An 18,555-nucleotide genomic window follows, 5' to 3' on the forward strand; every position below is an offset into this window, starting at 1 on the left:
GGTGCGCTCGCGAGGCGTGTTCTGCGGCACACATCACAGCGCGGCCCCGGAAGAAAGTCAATGCCGACCGGTTGGTATGTCTATGAACTCGTGCTAGAAAGCGGCCATGTTCACCACGCCGCTCGAGCTCTCGGGCCCCCTCAGGTCACCGCGCAACCTGCTGCTCGACCAGACCTACGGGGATCACGCGAGCATCCATGACCCCGCCACCGCACAGCAGTTGGGCGTCGCGGGGGCGGCCGTGGAGGGTCCGACCCACTTCAGCCAGTACGACCCGCTGGCCGGCCGCATGTGGGGCGAGAAGTGGTTCACCGACGGCTGTCTGAGCGCGCACTTCGAAGCTATCTGCCTCGAAGGGGAGCAGACCCGGGCGACCGCGGCCTTCACGGAAGACCGAGCGGATATCAGGACATTGAAGGAGGACGGGACGGTCGTCCTGTCCGGCACCGCGACGCTCGGGGACGAACCGACCGCCCTGGACGGGCGGTTGGCGCGGCTCCGGCCCCTGGAGCGGCCCGTGATCTTCGAGGGCTGGACGCCCGGCCGCAGGGGCGCGCGGCCCGAGCACGTCCGGATGGACTTCGACACGCACATGGGCGACCTCTATCCGTTCACGCTGCGCCGCAAGCTGGAGACGATCACCGAGACCAGCCCCTGGTACACCGGCGCGGACAATCCCTGGGGCCGGCCGATCGTGCCGATCGAGATGATCAGCGTGCTTTCGATGGCCACATGGGCCGAGTCCGGTCTGGTCAAGGCCGAACCGTCCGTCGGGCTCTTCCTCGATCTCCAGATCAGGCTGCTCGGGAGCCCGGTCTTCGTGGACGCGCCCTACACCCTGGAGCGCGAGATCGTCGCTCTCGGTGAGACCCGCCGGACCGAGACGGCCTGGGTGCGCACCACGGTGACGAGCGATACGACGGGTTCCGCCGTCGCCGAAGTCCTGCTGCACCAGGGCGTCTTCAAGGAGTCGTACCCGAGCTACCCCGCCTGACCAGGCCTGATCAGTCGCCGCACATTGCTTCTGCATGTCACTTTTCCAATACCGACCGATCGGTATTGACAAAATTCCCCGCCCCGAGTGTGATGCATGCGATATCTCGCATGCAGTCGAGAGGGTCACCGTGAGTCACTACCGCAGCAATCTGCGCGATCTCCAGTTCAACCTGTTCGAGGTGCTCGGCCTGGACGGCCGGCTCGGCTCCGCGCCGTTCGACGACATCGACGGCGACACCGCGCGCGACATCCTCGGCCAGGTCGAGCGGCTCGCCACCGGGCCCGTGGCTGCTTCGTTCACCGACGGCGACCGCAACCCGCCGGTGTACGACCCGGCGGCCTTCTCCGTCACCATGCCGGAAGCGTTCCGCCGCAGTTACCAGGCCTACATGGACGCCGAGTGGTGGCGGCTCGACCTGCCCGTCGAGGCCGGCGGCACCCGCGCACCGCGCTCGCTGTGGTGGTCGGTCATCGAGCTGATCCAGGGCGCCCACGCCCCGGTGTACATGTACGGCAGCGGCCCCGGCTTCGGCGGCCTGCTGCACAAGCTCGGCACCCCCGAGCAGGCCCGGACCGGCGACCTCATGATCGAGCGCCGCTGGGGCGCGTCGATGGTGCTGACCGAGCCGGAGGCCGGATCCGATGTGGGTGCGGGCCGCACCAAGGCGGTCCGGCAGGCCGACGGCAGCTGGCACATCGAGGGTGTGAAGCGCTTCATCACCTCGGGCGAGCACGATCTGGCCGAGAACATCCTGCACTTCGTCCTGGCCAGGCCCGAGGGCGCGCAACCCGGCACCAAGGGCCTGTCGCTCTTCCTCGTACCGAAATTCCACTTCGACCCCGAGACCGGCGAACCGGGCGCGCGCAACGGCGTGTTCGCGACGAACGTCGAGCGGAAGATGGGCCTGAAGGTCTCCACCACCTGCGAGCTGACCTTCGGCGGGGAGATACCCGCGGTCGGACATCTTCTCGGCGAAGTGCACGACGGCATAGCCCAGATGTTCCATGTGATCGAGTCGGCCCGTATGCAGGTGGGCGTCAAGGCGATCGCGACCCTTTCCAGCGGTTACCTCCATGCCCTGGAGTACGCGCGGACCCGCGTCCAGGGCGCCGACCTCGCCAAGGCCTCGGACAAGTCCGCGCCCCGGGTCGCCATCGGTCAACACCCCGATGTGCGCCGCATGTTGATGCTGCAGAAGGCGTACGCGGAGGGCCTGCGCGCGGTCTACCTCTACACCGCGGACTGGCTGGACCGGGACGACGTGGACGCGAAGACCGCGGCCGCCATGAACGACCTGCTGCTTCCCCTCGTCAAGGGCGTCGGATCCGAGCGCTCCTACGAGCAACTCGCCCTGTCGCTGCAGACGTTCGGCGGCTCGGGCTATCTGCAGGACTATCCGCTGGAGCAGTATCTGCGGGACGTCAAGATCGATTCGCTGTACGAGGGCACGACCGGCATCCAGGGCCTGGACTTCTTCTTCCGGAAGATCTCCCGGGACCGCGGAGCCGCCCTGTCGATGCTGACCCGGGAGATCCAGGACTTCCTCGTACGGATCGAGGGCGAGGGCCGGCTGAAGACCGAGCGGGCCAAGGTGAACGCCGCGCTCTGCGACGTACGGAGCATGGCCGATGTGATGCTGGCCTGGCAGCAGGAGGCGCGGGAACATCCCGGCGAGGTCTACAAGATCGGGCAGAACACCACCCGGCTCCTGATGAGCGTCGGCGATCTGGTGATCGGCTATCTCCTGCTCCGGCAGGCCTCGGTGGCCCTGGCCGCGCTGGACGCCGGCTCGGCCGAGAGCGACTTCTACAGCGGCAAGGTCGCCGCCGCCCGGTTCTTCGCCGCCACGGTGCTGCCCGAACTGGCCGCCCGCCTCGCCGTGTTGGATCAGACCGACCAGCATCTGATGGACGTGCCGGACGGGGCCTTCTGATGACGGGCCACGAGCAGGGGCAGCTGCACGAGCTCAGCGCGTTGGAGCAGGCAGCGGCGATACGGGCCGGTGAGCTGAGCCCGGTCGAGCTCGTCGAGCACTGCCTCGCGCGGATCGCAGGCCTGAACGAGCTGGTCGGCGCCTTCTCGTACGTGGCCGTGGAGCAGGCAAGGGCCGCGGCGGTGGCGGCGGAGAAGCGGCTCGGCGAGCGGCACGCGGGTGACGAACTGCCGCCGCTGTTCGGCGTGCCCACCGCGGTCAAGGACCTCACCGGCACCGCCGACATGCCGACCTCCTTCGGATCCGCCGCCTTCCGGGACTTCACACCGCCGGTCGAGGCCCATCTGGTCCGGCTCCTCCGCGAGGCGGGCACGATCAGTCTGGGCAAGCTGAACTCCGCCGAGTTCGGGCTCTCCGCCTACTCCGACACCTACGCCGGCTCGGCCCGTACGCCGTGGGACCTCACACGTACCGCGGGTGGATCGAGTGGCGGTTCGGGGGCCGCGGTCGCCGCGGGGCTCGTGCCGTTCGCGCACGGCAACGACGCCGGCGGGTCCATCCGGATTCCGGCGAGTGTGTGCGGGCTCTTCGGGTTCAAGCCCTCGCGGGGCCGGGTCAGCAACGGTCCACTCGGGCTCGACCCGGTCATCCAGCTCTGCCAGGGCCCGTTGTCCCGTACGGTCGCCGATGCCGCGGCCATGCTCGACGCGATGGCCGGTCCTGCGCCGGGCGACCTGTTCTGGGCGCCGCCGCTGCCCGACGGGGAGAGCTTCCTCGGCTGGGCGGGGCGCGAGCCCGGGAAGCTGCGGATCGGCCGCTTCAGCGATCCGGGGAGCGACGAGGTCTCCGTACATCCGGATGTCCTGGCCGCGTACGAGCGGGCCACCGAACTCCTCGTATCCCTCGGGCATGAGGTCGAGGAGATCGAGGCGCCGTTCGGCCTGTCCATGGTCGAGGAGTTCCAGGACGTGTGGTCCGTGCGGTCCCTGCGGGTGCCCGTGGCCGACGAGGAACAACTGCTGCCGCTGACCCGGTACTGGCGGACGCGCGGCAGATCCGTCAGTGCGGAGCGGTTCCTCGGAGCGCTGCAGGACATCCAACTGCGCGGCACCCAGGCGATGATCGCCACCCAGCGCTACGACGCGGTCCTGAGCCCGACCCTGGCACTGCCTCCGCAGCGGCCGGAGTGGTTCAAGGAACTCGGCGAAGAGGCCGATCTGAAACGCCAGTTCCTGGCCAGCCCTTACGCGGCGGCCCAGAACGTTTCCGGCCAGCCCTCGGCGAATGTGCCGCTGCACTGGTCGGACGAGGGCCTGCCGATCGGCGTGATGCTGACCGGCCGGCTCGGCGAGGACGCGCAACTCCTGGCCCTGTGCGCCCAACTCGAGGCGGCCAGGCCCTGGGCCGCACGGTGGCCCGACCTCTGAGCGAGGCCCTGTCCTCTCCCCGTACTCCCCACCACCTCGTACTCCCCCCCCCGCACGCACACCTCCCTCACGCACACCTCTAACCAGCGGTCTCGCATTCGCGCATCCGCGCACATCAGGAGGCTCCAAATGGCACGTGTCCCCCTCGCTGCGGGCGTCTGCACCCTGGCCCTCGGCCTGGCCGTGACGGGCTGCACCACCTCGGCCGACTCCACCGGCGGCGGCAAGGACGGTGGCAAGAAGGTCAAGGCCACCATCGCGACGTCCTCCGACCCGACCAGCCTCGACCCGAACCTGGGCACCGTGGCGGCCGACTTCGTCTTCGCGCGGATGCTCAACGACCAGCTGGTCCGCCGCGACGACAAGGGCGAGATCATCCCCGGGCTCGCGTCCGAGTGGAAGGCCGATCCGACCTCCGCGGAGTTCACGCTCCGCAAGGACGCCAAGTGCACCGACGGTACGAAGGTCACCGCGTCCGGGGTGGCCAAGGTGCTGACCCGGTTCGCCGACCCGGCCACCAAGTCGACCGCGGCGAGCCAGGTGTTCGGGCCGGGCGCGAAGGTCACCGCCACCGGCGACGACGCCTCGGGCAAGGTCTCCGTCAAGCTCGACAAGCCCTGGTCGGACCTCCTGTACGGCCTCGCGCTCCCGCAGGCCGGCATCGTCTGCCCGGCCGCCCTGGACAAGCCGGAGCTGCTCAAGTCCGGCAAGAAGGGCGCCGGTACGGGCGCGTACTACATGGAGTCCGCGAAGCCCGGGACCAGTTACACGCTGACCGCCGTCGAGGGATACACCGGCTGGGCCACGTACAAGAACATGCCGAAGGGCACCGTGCCCGACACCGTGGAGATGCCGGTCATCCAGTCCGAGGCCACGATGGCGAACAACCTCGCGGCGGGCACGCTCGACTACGCGGCCTTCACCGGTCCGGATGTCGCCCGGTTCGTCAAGGACAAGCGGTTCACGATCAACCCGGCGCCGATCATCCGCATGATGGTGGTCTTCAACGAGCGCGAGGGCCACCCGGGCGCCGACCCGGAGGTCCGCGAGGCGATTGCCAAGACCCTGGACCGCAAGGCCTTCAACCAGGCCGTCACGCGCGGCACCGGCACCCTGATGGCCAGCATCACCGACGGCAGCGTGCCCTGCGCCAACAAGGACGAGTCGCTGCTCGCCAAGACCGACGTGGCCGGGGCCAAGGACGTGCTCAAGGGCGTCAAGATCAAGCTCGTCGGTACGAACGCGGTCGCGGGCGGCTCCGGCAACGACTACGTACAGGCCGCGCTCAAGGCCGCGGGCGCCGATGTCTCGCTCCGCAACGCCGACAGCGCCACGTGGGGCAACGACGTCATCAGCAACAAGGGCGACTGGGACCTCACGATCCTGCCGAACCTCAACCTGACGAACCTGCTGACCACCCCGGCCAGCCTGTTCCTGGGCCCGGACCCGGCGGATGGCGGCCGCAACTTCCCCGGCGTCGACAACAAGGGCTTCGCGAAGGGCTTCGGCGAGGCGATGGCCACCACCGACGAGAGCGCGAAGTGCGCGGCCTGGGGCGAAGCCCAGAAGTCGCTGCTCGGCAGCCACGACGTGGTGCCGCTCGCGACGGTGAACCTCAACTACACCACCGCCGCCCGGATTTCGATCGCCGCCCCCGACGGTCTGCTCGCGCCGGAGACGGTGCGCGTCACCAAGTAGTACGCAGTGCAGCGGCACCCGGACCGGCCGGGGCGGCGTTGCCCCGGCCGGTTTCTTCCCCAGGTGAGGAGAGTCGTGGAGACTCTGATCGCATCCCCCAAGGCGCCTGAGCCGCCCAAGGCCGTCACGCCGAAGACCGTCGGGTCGCCCTGGCCGCGGTTCCTGCTCGGCCGGCTCGGCGGCCTCGTGGGTGTCCTCGTCATGCTGGTCGTCGGCACGTTCCTGATCGTCCAGCTGATCCCGGGCGACCCCGCCCAGGTGATGGCCGGACCGGATGCCAGTCAGGCGCAGGTCGAGCAGATCCGGCAGGAACAGGGCCTGGACCAGCCGCTGTTCACCCAGTTCACGGAGTACGCCGGCGGTCTGCTTGAGGGTGATCTCGGTACGTCCTTCAGCAGCGGTCTCCCGGTCTCCGAGATCATCGCCAACCGGCTCCCCTTCACCGCCCAGATCGCGCTGCTCGCGGTCGTGATGGCCCTCGTCGTCAGCGTCCCGCTGGGGATGGCGGTCGCGGTGGCCTGCCGGGGCAACCGCCGCAAGGCGCTTGACACGGCGTTCACCTCGGTGACCGCGGTTCTGGGCTCGATCCCCGAGTTCGTGCTCGCGACCCTGCTGATCATGTTCTTCGCGATCAAGCTCAACATGTTCCCGCCGTCGGGCGCCGCCACCCTCGACTCGATGGTGCTGCCGGTCCTGGCCCTGACCATCGCGCCGATCTGCACGCTGGCCCGTGTGGTGCGGCGCGAGACGGCGGCCGTGCTCTCCATGGACTACATGCGCACCGCAAAGGGCCGCCGGCTCAGGGCAGTCCGGCTCTACGCACGTCACGCGCTGCCGAATCTGATGACCAGCACCCTGACGCTGGGCGGCCTGGTCCTGACCGGACTGCTCGGCGGCGCGGTGATCGTCGAGTTCGTCTTCGCCTGGCCCGGACTCGGTACGGGTGTCCTCGACGCCCTCGTGAAACGCGACTACCCGGTGATCCAGGGCGTCGTGCTGCTGCTCGGCATCCTGGCCACCCTTCTCAATCTGCTCGTGGACGTCGTGCTCGGCCTCCTCGACCCCCGCAGCCTCCGCGGAAAGGCGGGCGACGCATGAGGAAGCAACTGCGCAGGTCTCCCGCGCTGATGCTCGGTCTGGCCGGGCTCGCGCTCTTCGTGGCCCTCGGCATCATCGCCCCGTACATCTGGGGCGACAGGGCCGAAACCCTCACCGACCAGACCCACTTGGCGGCCTCCGCCGAGCACTGGTTCGGCACCGACGCGCTCGGCCGCGACATCTTCGCCCGGACGATGGTCGCGACCCGGCTGACCCTGCTGATGTGCCTGGCCACCACCGCCATCGCCGCGGTCGGCGGGATCGGCTTCGGTGCGGCGATCTGGGTGGCCGGCCCCCGCGTACGGGCACTCGGGCAGCGCGTGATCGACGTACTGATCTCGTATCCCAGCGTCATCTTCGCCCTGGTCATGGTGGCGATCCTCGGCCCCGGCGTGAGCACCTCGATCGTCGCGATCGGTCTGGCGACCTGCCCGGCCTTCGCCCGGCTCACCACCAATCTGGCCGCGTCCATCGCGGGCCGGGACTTCGTCTCCACCGCGCGGCTGCTCGGTGTATCGCCGGCCCGGCTCCTTCGCCGGCACATCCTGCCGAATATCGCGGAGCCGCTGCTCGTGCTGCTCTCGGTGGCCTTCACCGTCTCGCTGAAGGCGCTGTCCGGGCTCTCCTTCCTCGGGGTCGGGGTGCAGGCGCCGGACTACGACTGGGGATCCGTACTCAACAAGGGGCTCGAGGGCATCTACCTCAACCCCTGGCCGGCGCTCGGCCCGTCCCTCGTGATCATCCTGGCCGGTCTTGCCGGCGGTCTGATCGGCGACGGGCTCGCGGCCGCGGTCAGCCCGGCGGCCGGGCGCAAGCGCGGGTACCGGGCCAAGGTCGAGGCGGTCACCGCCGTACCCCCGTACGACGAGGACGCGCTCGCCGTGGCCGACCGGCTCAGTGTCGTCCTGCCCGACGGCACCCGCTTGGTCGACGAGGTCTCCTTCGCCGTCAAGCCCGGCGAAGTCCTCGGACTGGTCGGCGAGTCGGGCTCGGGCAAGAGCCTGACGGCGATGGCCCTTGCCAAGCTGCTGCCGGAGGACCTCACTGCGGTGGCGGGCACGCTCAAGGTGGGCGATCTGGATCTGAACGGCAAGCCTCCGGCGTCCAGGCTGGCCACTGAGATCGGCATCGTCTACCAGGACCCCTCGGCCTCGTTCAATCCCACGCTCAAGCTCGGCGGCCAGCTCACCGAGGCGCTGCGGACCCATGGCCGCACGTCCAAGAAGGCCGCCGCACAGCAGGCCGTGGACCAACTGGCCGCCGCACGCGTGACGTTGCCGGAGCAGCGGCTCAAGCAGTACCCGCACGAGCTGTCCGGCGGCATGCGGCAGCGGGCGATGATCGCCTCTGCGCTGCTGACCTCGCCGAAGCTGCTCATCGCGGACGAGCCCACCACCGCGCTCGACGTCACGGTCCAGGCCGAGGTGCTCGGGCTGCTGCGCGAGGCCAACGAGCGCGACGGCACCGCGATCCTGCTGATCTCGCACGACGTCGGGGTGATCTCCGCGATCTGCGACCGGGTCGTCGTCATGTACGCGGGCCGGATCGTGGAGACGCTGCCCATCGGGCGGCTGCGCGCGGGGGACGCCGATCACCCTTATACACAGGCCCTGTTGGCCGCCACGCCCACGCTGCACTCGGCGGTCGACGAGCCGCTGGCCTCGATACCCGGCCGGCCGCCCCACCCGGCGAGCCGCCCGGCGGGCTGCGCCTTCGCGCCGCGCTGCCCGCTGGCGCGGCAGCAGTGCCACGACGAACTGCCGGTACTGGCCGCCACGGGTACGGGGGCCACCGCCTGCCACGCGCTCACCTGGGACAAGCAGGACGAGGAGGTCGTCGCATGACCGACGCGACCACAACGGGAAACGCCGTTCTGGAAGTCCAGGACCTGGACGTCGCCTTCGGCCGGCACCACGTCCTCAAGCAGGTCTCCCTGACCGTCCCGCGGGGCCGCACCCTCGGCCTCGTCGGCGAGTCGGGGTCGGGCAAGTCCACCCTGGCCAAAGCGGTCGTCGGCCTGGTCAGGCCGGTCGGCGGACGGATCCTGCTCGACGGCGTGGACCTCACGCACGCCAAGCGGACTGTCGCGGTACGCCGCCGGGTGCAGATGATCCCGCAGGACCCGTACTCCTCGCTGAACCCGCGTATGACCATCGGCGAGACCCTCGCCGAAGCGCTCGATCCACGGCGCGCGAGCGTCAAGAAGCACCGCCCGGAGATCGAGGCGCTGCTCAACCGCGTCGCGCTCGACGGCGACGTCGCCGCCCGCTACCCGCAGGAGTTCTCCGGCGGACAGCGCCAACGGATCGCCGTGGCACGCGCGTTGGCGGTACGCCCCGCGCTGATCATCGCGGACGAGGTCACCTCGGCGCTCGACACCTCGGTGCAGGCCGAGGTGCTCGGCGTGCTGCGCGAACTGCGCCGCGAGCTCGGTCTGACGATGCTGTTCATCTCCCACGACCTGGCCGTGGTCCGCCACGTCTGCGACGAGGTGGCGGTGCTGCAACACGGTGAGCTGGTCGAAGTCGCCGCGCGGGACGACCTGTTCACCGCACCGCAGCACCCCTATACGCGGCTGCTGCTCGACAGCGTTCCCGACGGCGGGCCCCTGCGTACGGTCGCGTGAGCCCGCCGGGGCGGTCGGCTACTTGCCCGTCTCCTTGGTCACCAGGGCGACCGCCTCGTCGACGCTGTCCGTCACGTGGAAGAGCAGGAGGTCCTTCTCGGAGGCCTTGCCCTGGGCGATCACCGTGTCGCGCAGCCAGTCGACCAGACCGCTCCAGTACGCCGTGCCGAAGAGCACGATCGGGAACTTGGTGACCTTTCGCGTCTGGACGAGGGTCAGGGCCTCGAAGAGCTCGTCGAGGGTACCGAGGCCGCCGGGCAGCACCACGAAGCCCTGCGCGTACTTCACGAACATCATCTTGCGGACGAAGAAGTAGCGGAAGTTGACCCCGATGTCGACGTGCGGGTTGAGGCCCTGCTCGAAGGGGAGCTCGATGCCGAGCCCGACGGAGACGCCGTCGGCCTCGCGCGCTCCCTTGTTCGCGGCCTCCATCGCGCCGGGTCCGCCGCCGGTGATCACGGCGAAGCCGGCCTCGACCAGAGCCCGGCCGATCGCGACGCCCGCCTCGTACTCCGGGGTGTCGGCCGGGGTCCTGGCCGAGCCGAACACGCTGATCGCGCTGGGGAGTTCGGCGAGCGCGCCGAAGCCCTCGACGAACTCCGACTGGATCCGCATCACCCGCCAGGGATCGGTGTGCACCCACTCCGAGTCGCCCTCGGTGTCGAGCAGGCGCCGGTCGGTGGTGTCGGGCGTGACCTGATCCCGTCGCCGCACCACCGGACCCAGGTACTGCTCCTCCGGCGGACCCTGCGCTTCCGGATTGCCCATGGCCTTCTCCTCCCACTGGTGCTGTGCAGCGCGTGCCGCGTGATCAGCGTAGATCTCAGTCGGTTGACGGTGGGGGAATTACGGGGGTGCGGAGGGTGGCCGGTGCAGGTGGGTGGCGCCTGCGGCGGGCTTTTCTCCCCGCCCCGCCCCTTCCCGAAACCGGGGGCCCCGCCCCCGGACCCCCCGCACCCGAACTTCGTTCGGATCTGCTCAAGCGCCGCAGGGGCTTGATTGGCTAATTGGTCAGCCACCCCCTCAGGGCCTTCTCGCCCTCCAGGATCTTCGCCGTGTCCACGCGCTCATCCACCTTGTGGGCGTAGATCGGGTTGCCCGGGCCGTAGTTCACGGCCGGTACGCCCAGTGCGCTGAATCGGGCGACGTCCGTCCAGCCGAACTTCGGGCGCGGCTCGCCGCCGACGGCTGCGGCGAAGGCCGCCGCCACCGGGTGGGTGAGTCCGGGGCGTGCGCCGCCCGAGTGGTCGTCGACCACGAACTCGTCGACGTCGCAGTCCGCGAAGAACTCCCGTACGAAGGCGAGCGCGTCGTCCATGCTGCGGTCAGGTGCGTAGCGGAAGTTGACCACCAGGGTGGCCTCGTCGGGGATCACGTTGCCCGCGACGCCGCCTTCCACGCGTACGGCATTGAGGCCCTCGTGGAACTGCAGCCCGTCGACCACCGGCTTGCGCGGCTCGTACGCGGCCAGCGCGGCCAGGGCCTTCGAGGCGCGGTGGATGGCATTGCTGCCCATCCAGGCGCGCGCCGAGTGCGCCCGCTCCCCCTTGAACTTGAGGAAGACCCGCAGCGTGCCCTGGCAGCCGCCCTCGACGAGGCCCTCGGTGCCTTCGAGCAGGATCGCGAAGTCGCCCGCGAGCCAGTCGGGGTGGGCTTCGGAGACCTTGCCCAGACCGTTGAGGTGGGCGGCGACCTCTTCGTTGTCGTAGAAGACGAAGGTCAGGTCGCGGTTGGGCGCGGGCACGGTCCGCGCGATGCGCAGCTGGACCGCGACACCGGCCTTCATGTCGCTGGTGCCGCAGCCCCACAGGGTGCCGTCCTCGTCGAGGCGGCTCGGCACATTGTCCGCGATCGGGACGGTGTCGATATGGCCGGCCAGGATGACGCGCTCACTGTGGCCGAGCTGGGTGCGGGCCACGATGTTGTTGCCGAAGCGGTCGACCGTCAGATGCGGCAGCGCGCGCAGCTCCGTCTCGATCGCGTCGGCGAGCGGCTTCTCCGAGCCGCTGGGCGAGGCGAAGTCGACGAGCTGAGCGGTGAGCTGAGCGGCGTCGAGGTCCAGGTCGAGTGCGGTCGGCTGGGTGTAAGAGCTGTGCTGGTCGGCCATAGTGGCGAGCCTAACGTCCGGCTCGGCCAGGGACTGTGCCCGTCTGCCCGTTGGACTCCAGTACGGTGGTCCGCGTGCCTGGTCCCTCCCCCGCCGTCGCAGGCCGCGGCCGTTTCCTCCGGTTCGGCGCGGCCCTTGTCGTGCTGCTCGGACTCGCCGGGTATCTGGTGGTCCAGTACGAGGGCGGCGGCAAGCCCGCACCGCGCTGCACGGTGATCGGCGCGGGCGGTGCCTCGTACGAGATGACATACGAGCAGGCCGAGAACGCGGCGACGATCTCCGCCGTCGGCACCTCGCGCAAGATGCCCGAGCGGGCCGTGACCATCGCCCTTGCGACCGCCCTCCAGGAGTCCGGGCTGCGCAACATCGACCACGGCGACCGCGACTCGGTCGGCCTCTTCCAGCAGCGGCCCTCGCAGGGCTGGGGCACGATCGCGCAGATCATGGACCCGGTGTACTCGGCCGGGAAGTTCTACGACGGCCTCAAGGACGTGCCCGGCTACTCGCGGCTTCCGCTGACGGTCGCCGCGCAGAAGGTGCAGCGCAGCGGTTTCCCGCAGGCGTACGCCAAGCACGAGCCGGATGCCGCGCTGCTCTCCGCCGCGCTCACCGGGCGGGCCGCGGGCTCGCTGAAGTGCGAGGGCCCGGCGGCCGCGCAGGCCGGCGACCCGGCGAAGGTGCGCGAGACGCTCGAGCGGGACTTCGGGCGCGGGGTGCTGCCCCGCACGGAGGCGGCCGGCGCGGAGGTCACGGACGACGCGGAGGCCGCCGAGCGGCAGCGCACGGTGAACGTGCCGGTGACGGGCGGCGACGGACGGCGCGGCTGGGAGCTCGCGCAGTGGGCGGTGGCGCAGGCCTCGGCGCTGCGGCTCGAGCGGGTCGTGTACGACGGGCGCGAGTGGGTCGCCGGCGAGAACGACGGGCAGTGGCGTGACGCCGGGTCCGGCAAGGGCTCCGGCGCGGCCGAGGTCCTGATCGTCACCGCTGCCTGATCGTCACGGCTGCCTGATCGTCCACCGCCACCTGATCGTCACCGGCGCCCGATCCCCTTCCAGCTCCGTTCGCCGTCGCCGAACGTCAGCGGGCAGCCGTGCGGGCGTTCACTCGCAGGGGTTAGCCCGGCGGCGTACGCACGACCCTTGGGACCAGTTTTTCTACGCACAGTCCCCTAGTCCTCAAATCCCTTGAGAACAAAGGGAAGTGGCGCACCCAAAGGCTCCGCCGAAGGGCCGATTTTGCCCGGATTTCGCCGCAGACGATGATGCGACGCATTACCAACTCTTTACGTTGCCGGACCGCAACCTTCCCGCGCTTCGAGCGGTAGTCACGGCGTCCGTACGCCAGATGCGGCAGTCCGAAAGCCGGATGCGGCAGGACGCACAACGTTCTACTTTCCCCGTCCAAAAGGAGCATCATGTCCCTCCCCCTGACCCGTCGGATCGCCCGTGCCGCGCTGCTCACCGCAGCGGGAGCGGCCTCCGCGGTCGGTGCGGCCGGCTCCGCGAGCGCCGTCGACCTCCCGGCCGCACCCGACCTCGGCGGGCTGACCGCCCTGGACGGCGCCGGCCTCGGCGACACCATCGACAACGCGGCGCAGAACGTCTCGGGTCTCGCGGGCGATGCCGGTTCCAAGGCCGTCAAGAAGGCCGTGCCGACCGCGGGCAAGACCGTCGGCAAGGCCGGCAAGACCGCCACGCCCGCCGTGCAGAAGGCCGCCGGTGAGGTCGCGGGCAGCGCCGGCGAGGTGCTCGGCGAGAGCACGAAGGCCGCGACCGAGGACGGTCTGCCGATCGTGGGCGCGGGTCTGCCCACCGACTCGCTCACCAAGGGTGGTCTGCCGACCGACGCCGTGACCAAGGGCGGTCTGCCCACCGACTCGCTCACCAAGGGCGGCCTTCCCACGGACGGCCTGACCAAGGGCGGTCTGCCGGTCGCCGGTGGCGGTCTGCCCACCGACGGCCTGATGGGCGGCCTGCCGCTCGGCGGCTGACCCGTCCGCGTCTCCACGCGAAAGGGGCCTGGGATCAACTCCCGGGCCCCTTCGGCGTGTTCGGGGACGATCAGCCCTTGCGGAGCCGCTCCACCGCAGCCGCGACCCGCTCGTCGGTGGCCGTGAACGCCACGCGGACGAAGCGCTCCCCCGCCGTGCCGTAGAAGTCACCGGGCGCCACCAGGATGCCGAGCTCGGCGAGCCGGCCGACCGTGTCCCAGCAGTTCTCGTCGCGGGTGGCCCACAGATAGAGGCTGGCCTCGCTGTGCTCGATACGGAAGCCGTGCGCGGTCAGCGCGTCCCGCAGCGCCTCGCGGCGGGCCGCGTACCGGGCGCGCTGCTCGGCCACGTGCGCGTCGTCGCCGAGCGCGACGGCGGCCGCGGCCTGGACGGGAGCGGCGGTCATCATGCCGCCGTGCTTGCGGATCTGCAGCAGGTCCTGGAGGCGGCTCTCGTCGCCCGCGAGGAACGCGAAGCGGTAGCCCGCCAGGTTGGAGCGCTTGGAGAGCGAGTGCACCGCGATCAGGCCCTCGTACGAGCCGCCGCAGACCTTCGGGTGCAGGACGCTGACCGGCTCGGCCTCCCAGCCGAGCTCCAGGTAGCACTCGTCGGAGACGACGAGGATGCCGTGCTCACGGGCCCAGGCCACGATCCGGATCAGCTCGTCCTCGGCGAGGACGCGGCCGGTCGGGTTGGAGGGCGAGTTGAGCCACAGGAGCTTGATGCCGGTGGGGTCGAGTTCCGTGCCCGCGGCGTCAGCCGCAAATGTCTCAGTGTCGTACGCGACGTAGTCCGCGCGGGCCAGGCGGGCGCCCACCTCGTAGGTCGGGTACGCGAGCCTCGGGTACGCCACCTTGTCTCCGGGGCCCAGACCCAGCTGGGTCGGCAGCCAGGCCACCAGCTCCTTGGAGCCGACGGTCGGCAGGACGTTGCGGTGGGTGAACCCGCGGGCGCCCAGGCGCCGTTCGCACCAGCCGACGAGCGCGTCCCGCAGCTCGGTCGTGCCCCACACCGTGGGGTAGCCCGGCGAGTCCGCCGCGTCCACCAGAGCTTTCCGGATCAGCTCCGGCACCGGGTCCACCGGGGTGCCGACCGAGAGGTCCACGATGCCGTCCGCGTGGGCGGCGGCGGTGGCCTTGTACGGCTCGAGCTTGTCCCAGGGGAACACGGGCAGACGGTCGGAGACGGCGCTCACGGGGTGCTCACTTTCTCGTACGTACGACTGTTTTTTCCCGGGGGCGACCCCTGGGTCCCCCGGCCGGAAAAACGCCTCGGTCCCGTACGGCAGTTCGCGCCGTACGGGACCGTGGAGTGTGGCCTGCCGACTACTGGTTCTGCGGCGGCAGTGCGGCGATGAAGGGGTGGTCGCGCTCGATCAGGCCGAGCTTGCTGGCGCCGCCCGGGGAGCCGAGCTCGTCGAAGAACTCGACGTTCGCCTTGTAGTAGTCCTTCCACTCCTCAGGAGTGTCGTCCTCATAGAAGATCGCCTCGACCGGGCAGACCGGCTCACAGGCACCACAGTCGACGCATTCGTCCGGGTGGATGTACAAGGACCGGGAGCCCTCGTAGATGCAGTCGACCGGGCACTCCTCGATGCACGCCTTGTCCTTGACGTCGACACAAGGCTGCGCGATGACGTAAGTCACGCTGTCGTTCCTCCTCGATAGGGCGCTGGCGGGCCTCCTGGGCCTCCGCCACCTGGCGCGCGGGAGCGCGGCGTCGTCGATGCCCGCACCTAGTATCTCCGTTCCGGGGCATGATCCGAACAGGAGGGGCGGACTGAGCTGTGGAAATCATCGGTGGCGGTCTTCTCGAAATCCGCATCAACCGCTCTGACGTGGGCAAACGGGTCTCCGTGCGGTCCTTGACGGACGCTGGAGCCACGGGTGGGAAGTTCACCGACACGGTGGGGGTTCTCACATCGTGGAACAACGATGTGCTGCTCATCACACGGCGTGACGGTTCACCTGTCCGTATTCCGGAATCCCGCCTGGTCGCGGGCAAGGTCGTGCCCGCCGCGCCGGCCCGGCGGCGGGGACCGGCGGCTTCGTTCCAGGAGCTGGCGCGGGTGGCGGCACGCAGCTGGCAGCCGGTCGAGAGCGAACCGCTCGGGGACTGGGAGCTGCGGGCCGCGGACGGCTTCACGCGCCGGGCCAACTCGGTACTCGCGCTCGGCGACCCCGGCATGCCGCTCGACGACGCGCTCTCCTTCGTACGGGAGTGGTACGCGGAGCGCGGGCTGCCCGCGTTCGTGCAGACGTCCACCGGGGCCGAGGGCACCCATGAACTGCTGTGCGCGGAGCTGGAGTCGAAGGGCTGGGCGGCCGAGACCTACGCACAGGTGCGGATCGGCGCGCTCGCGCCGGTCGGGGACGTCGAGGCCGATACGGACCGGGTGGTGCTTTCGCGGACCTGCGACGAGGCGTGGCTGAGCCGCTACCAGCGCTTCGGCGAGGGATCGCCCGCGGTGCTCAAGGTGCTGCACAACGGGCCCTCCGTGTGGTTCGCGTCCGTGCCCGCCGATGACGGGGCGCCCGCCGCGATCGGGCGGTGTGTGGTCGACGGGCGGTGGGCCGGGTTCATGGCGGTCGAGGTCGATCCCGCGTACCGGCGGCAGGGCCTTGCGACCGCGGTGATGACGGCGCTCGCGCGCAAGGCGCTCGACGAGGGCGCCTCGGCGGCCTGGCTGCAGGTCGAGGCGGACAACTCGGGGGCGCAGGCGATGTACGACGCCATGGGCTTCGCGGTCCATCACCACTACCACTACCACCGGGCCCCGGGCCCGTCCTGACCCATGACCGAGTCGCAGTGGCGTGACCAGTTCGCCGAGGAGGCCCGGGCCGAGCGCCCGGACCTCGCGCTGCTCTGTCTGCTCATCGGCGCGGAGGCACAGGGGGCGCGGGACGGTGCGGGCATCGACGCGGCGCAGATCGAGCTGGACCGGCTCGCGGGTCTGGTGCCGTACCGGCCGGGCGGGCCCCTCGCATGGGCGCGTGCGGTGGGCGAACTCCTCGGTGAGCGCTGCGGGTTCCGCGGTGCGCCGGCCGACTACCAGCGCCTCGAATCGTCCCTGCTGCACGAAGTGCTGCGGCGCCGGCGGGGGTTGCCGATCCTGCTCTCGGTGCTGTGGATGGAGGTGGCGCGCCGGGCCGGCGCGCCCGTGTACGGCGTCGCCCTGCCGGGCCACTTCGTCGTCGGCTTCGGCGAACCGGGCGCCGAGCCGCTGCTCGCCGACCCCTTCGACGGCGGCCGGGTCCTGACCGGCACGGACGCCTCGCTCCTGGTGGCGGGGGCGACGGGGGCGCCGCTTGATCCCGCGATGCTCCGGCCCGCGTCCACGCTGGACATCGTGCTGCGCATCCTCAACAACATCCGCGCCTGGGCGGCGGCCCGGCCGGAACAGTCGGGTGTGGCCCTGTGGGCCGTGGAGCTCTCCCTGCTCCTGCCGTCCCATCCGGCGCGGCTGCGCTACGAGCGGGCCCAACTCCTGGTCCAGCGTGCGGATTTCGTACGGGGAGCGGCGGAGCTCGACGCGTACGCGGATGTGGTGGACGCGGTGGACCGGGGGGCGGCGGAGCAGGTGCGGCGGGAGGCTCAGCGGGCTCGGGCCCGGCTCAACTAGGGGGCGGTGCGGGCTCGTTGCCGGGTGCGGGTCGGGTGCGTTGCCGGGTGCGGGTCGGGTGCGCCTGCGGCGGGCGGATTTCCCCTACCCGCCCCTTCCCGAAACCGGGGCTCCGCCCCGGACCCCGGCATCCGAACTACGTTCGGATCTGCTCAAACGCCGCAGGGGCTGAGTTACAGCCAGCCCTTGTCGCGCGCGATCCGTACCGCCTCCGCGCGGTTGCGGGCCGCGAGTTTCTGGATCGCCGTCGACAGGTAGTTGCGGACCGTGCCCTGGGACAGGTGGAGGCGGGCCGCCAGTTCGGCGTTCGTGGCGCCGTCCGCCGCCTCGCGCAGGACGTCGCGTTCGCGGTCCGTGAGCGGGTCCGCGCCCTCCGAGAGGGCCGCCGCGGCCAGGGCCGGATCGATGACCTTCTCGCCGGCGAGCACCTTGCGTACCGCTTCGGCGAGCTGGGACGCCGGGGCGTCCTTGACCAGGAAGGCCGAGGCGCCGGACTCCATCGCGCGGCGGAGGTAGCCGGGCCGGCCGAAGGTGGTGAGGATGACGATCTTCAAGTCCGGGAACTCGGCGTGGAGTTGCTCGGCCGCCTCCAGGCCCGTCGCGCCCGGCATCTCGATGTCGAGGAGGGCCACGTCGGGGGCGTTGGCGCGCACCGACCCGAGCACCTCGTCACCGCGGGCGACCTGGGCGACCACCTCGATGTCGGGTTCGAGCCCGAGGAGCGCGGCGAGTGCTTCGCGGACCATCGACTGGTCTTCGGCGAGGAGGACCTTGATCGTGGAGGTGCTCATGCGTCGGATCCTAGAGGTGCGCCGGAACCTGGTGGTAGGTCGGAACCCGGCGGTACGTCGGAACCTGGAGGCACGTCGGATCCCGGAGGCACGTCAGCCCCTGGCCGTACGGAATCGGAGGCCTCGGATCCCACGGGTACGCGCGCGACCAGCCGGAAGCCCTTGCGGGCCGGGCCGGCCTCCAGGGTGCCGCCGGCCGCCGAGAGGCGTTCCTCCAGGCCTGTCAGGCCGTTGCCCCGACCGCCTGCCGCAGCGTCCGGCCGGCC

The 18,555-nt window shown here is 70.6% G+C and carries 16 protein-coding genes and 1 pseudogene; 11 read left to right on the plus strand and 6 right to left on the minus strand.

The annotated features are described in order from the left end of the window. Positions 1-106 precede the first annotated feature (106 nt). The 7 genes from ABT367_RS17055 (at position 107) to ABT367_RS17085 (ending at position 9,779) form a co-directional block, all read left to right on the plus strand. The gene (locus ABT367_RS17055) at positions 107-994 is read left to right on the plus strand and encodes a hypothetical protein (protein WP_352253891.1); all 888 of its coding nucleotides are present in this window, start codon (positions 107-109) and stop codon (positions 992-994) included. Between the two features lie 130 nt (positions 995-1,124). Then, a complete protein-coding gene (locus tag ABT367_RS17060) occupies positions 1,125-2,930 on the plus strand; it encodes an acyl-CoA dehydrogenase (protein ID WP_352253892.1) in 1,806 nt (601 codons plus the stop codon). Further along, on the plus strand, positions 2,930-4,357 hold the full coding sequence (locus tag ABT367_RS17065) for an amidase (protein WP_352253893.1): 1,428 nt from the start codon (positions 2,930-2,932) through the stop codon (positions 4,355-4,357). The genes ABT367_RS17060 and ABT367_RS17065 overlap by 1 nt, the downstream gene beginning before the upstream one ends. Positions 4,358-4,486: 129 nt before the next feature. Next, the gene (locus ABT367_RS17070) at positions 4,487-6,055 is read left to right on the plus strand and encodes an ABC transporter substrate-binding protein (protein WP_352253894.1); all 1,569 of its coding nucleotides are present in this window, start codon (positions 4,487-4,489) and stop codon (positions 6,053-6,055) included. Positions 6,056-6,130: 75 nt separating this feature from the next. Next, positions 6,131-7,153 carry an ABC transporter permease gene (locus ABT367_RS17075; RefSeq protein WP_352253895.1) on the plus strand — a complete coding sequence of 341 codons (1,023 nt, stop codon included), beginning with the start codon at positions 6,131-6,133 and terminating at the stop codon, positions 7,151-7,153. Next, on the plus strand, positions 7,150-8,997 hold the full coding sequence (locus ABT367_RS17080) for a dipeptide/oligopeptide/nickel ABC transporter permease/ATP-binding protein (RefSeq protein WP_352253896.1): 1,848 nt from the start codon (positions 7,150-7,152) through the stop codon (positions 8,995-8,997). Before ABT367_RS17075 ends, ABT367_RS17080 begins: the two co-directional genes overlap by 4 nt. After that, positions 8,994-9,779, plus strand: coding sequence for an ABC transporter ATP-binding protein (locus ABT367_RS17085; RefSeq protein ID WP_352253897.1), 786 nt, complete (start codon positions 8,994-8,996; stop codon positions 9,777-9,779). The genes ABT367_RS17080 and ABT367_RS17085 overlap by 4 nt, the downstream gene beginning before the upstream one ends. Positions 9,780-9,797: 18 nt before the next feature. Here ABT367_RS17085 and ABT367_RS17090 read toward each other — a convergent pair whose 3' ends face one another. Both ABT367_RS17090 and dapE read right to left on the minus strand, forming a co-directional pair. Further along, positions 9,798-10,547 (minus strand): TIGR00730 family Rossman fold protein, encoded by a 750-nt coding sequence (locus tag ABT367_RS17090; protein WP_352253898.1) that lies wholly within the window; start codon positions 10,545-10,547, stop codon positions 9,798-9,800. A 235-nt stretch (positions 10,548-10,782) separates the two neighbouring features. Continuing rightward, positions 10,783-11,886, minus strand: coding sequence for a succinyl-diaminopimelate desuccinylase (dapE, locus tag ABT367_RS17095; protein WP_352253899.1), 1,104 nt, complete (start codon positions 11,884-11,886; stop codon positions 10,783-10,785). Positions 11,887-11,960: 74 nt separating this feature from the next. On the opposite strand from dapE, the gene ABT367_RS17100 reads away from it, so the two are divergent. Then, positions 11,961-12,878: a hypothetical protein gene (locus ABT367_RS17100; RefSeq protein WP_352253900.1), complete on the plus strand. Its 918-nt coding sequence runs from the start codon at positions 11,961-11,963 to the stop codon at positions 12,876-12,878. Positions 12,879-13,300: 422 nt separating this feature from the next. After that, positions 13,301-13,876, plus strand: coding sequence for an ATP-binding protein (locus ABT367_RS17105; RefSeq protein WP_352253901.1), 576 nt, complete (start codon positions 13,301-13,303; stop codon positions 13,874-13,876). Between the two features lie 70 nt (positions 13,877-13,946). Here ABT367_RS17105 and dapC read toward each other — a convergent pair whose 3' ends face one another. Both dapC and fdxA read right to left on the minus strand, forming a co-directional pair. Continuing rightward, entirely contained in the window at positions 13,947-15,071 is a 1,125-nt protein-coding gene (gene dapC / locus ABT367_RS17110; RefSeq protein WP_352253902.1) for a succinyldiaminopimelate transaminase, read from the minus strand. Between the two features lie 130 nt (positions 15,072-15,201). Beyond that, positions 15,202-15,522: a ferredoxin gene (fdxA, locus tag ABT367_RS17115; protein WP_018089397.1), complete on the minus strand. Its 321-nt coding sequence runs from the start codon at positions 15,520-15,522 to the stop codon at positions 15,202-15,204. 140 nt (positions 15,523-15,662) lie between these two features. On the opposite strand from fdxA, the gene ABT367_RS17120 reads away from it, so the two are divergent. After that, complete coding sequence (locus tag ABT367_RS17120) at positions 15,663-16,667, plus strand: GNAT family N-acetyltransferase (protein ID WP_352253903.1); 1,005 nt, start codon at positions 15,663-15,665, stop codon at positions 16,665-16,667. Between the two features lie 3 nt (positions 16,668-16,670). Next, positions 16,671-17,498: a transglutaminase-like domain-containing protein gene (locus ABT367_RS17125; protein WP_165336832.1), complete on the plus strand. Its 828-nt coding sequence runs from the start codon at positions 16,671-16,673 to the stop codon at positions 17,496-17,498. A 173-nt stretch (positions 17,499-17,671) separates the two neighbouring features. On the opposite strand, the gene ABT367_RS17130 is transcribed toward ABT367_RS17125, so the two are convergent. Beyond that, complete coding sequence (locus tag ABT367_RS17130; RefSeq protein WP_352253904.1) at positions 17,672-18,289, minus strand: response regulator transcription factor; 618 nt, start codon at positions 18,287-18,289, stop codon at positions 17,672-17,674. Then, positions 18,286-18,555, minus strand: a pseudogene (locus ABT367_RS17135) (sensor histidine kinase); the annotation flags it as partial. The pseudogene ABT367_RS17135 and the gene ABT367_RS17130, both read right to left, overlap by 4 nt.

Source organism: Streptomyces mesophilus, from assembly GCF_040300965.1.
GTDB lineage: Bacteria > Actinomycetota > Actinomycetes > Streptomycetales > Streptomycetaceae > Streptomyces > Streptomyces mesophilus_A.

Coding starts and splice junctions, on each gene's coding strand:
- ABT367_RS17055 (WP_352253891.1), top strand. CDS start 107: ATGTTCACCACGCCGCTCGAGCTCTCGGGCCCCCTCAGGTCACCGCGC.
- ABT367_RS17065 (WP_352253893.1), top strand. CDS start 2,930: ATGACGGGCCACGAGCAGGGGCAGCTGCACGAGCTCAGCGCGTTGGAG.
- ABT367_RS17070 (WP_352253894.1), top strand. CDS start 4,487: ATGGCACGTGTCCCCCTCGCTGCGGGCGTCTGCACCCTGGCCCTCGGC.
- ABT367_RS17080 (WP_352253896.1), top strand. CDS start 7,150: ATGAGGAAGCAACTGCGCAGGTCTCCCGCGCTGATGCTCGGTCTGGCC.
- ABT367_RS17085 (WP_352253897.1), top strand. CDS start 8,994: ATGACCGACGCGACCACAACGGGAAACGCCGTTCTGGAAGTCCAGGAC.
- ABT367_RS17090 (WP_352253898.1), bottom strand. CDS start 10,547: ATGGGCAATCCGGAAGCGCAGGGTCCGCCGGAGGAGCAGTACCTGGGT.
- dapE (WP_352253899.1), bottom strand. CDS start 11,886: ATGGCCGACCAGCACAGCTCTTACACCCAGCCGACCGCACTCGACCTG.
- ABT367_RS17105 (WP_352253901.1), top strand. CDS start 13,301: ATGTCCCTCCCCCTGACCCGTCGGATCGCCCGTGCCGCGCTGCTCACC.
- ABT367_RS17125 (WP_165336832.1), top strand. CDS start 16,671: ATGACCGAGTCGCAGTGGCGTGACCAGTTCGCCGAGGAGGCCCGGGCC.
- ABT367_RS17130 (WP_352253904.1), bottom strand. CDS start 18,289: ATGAGCACCTCCACGATCAAGGTCCTCCTCGCCGAAGACCAGTCGATG.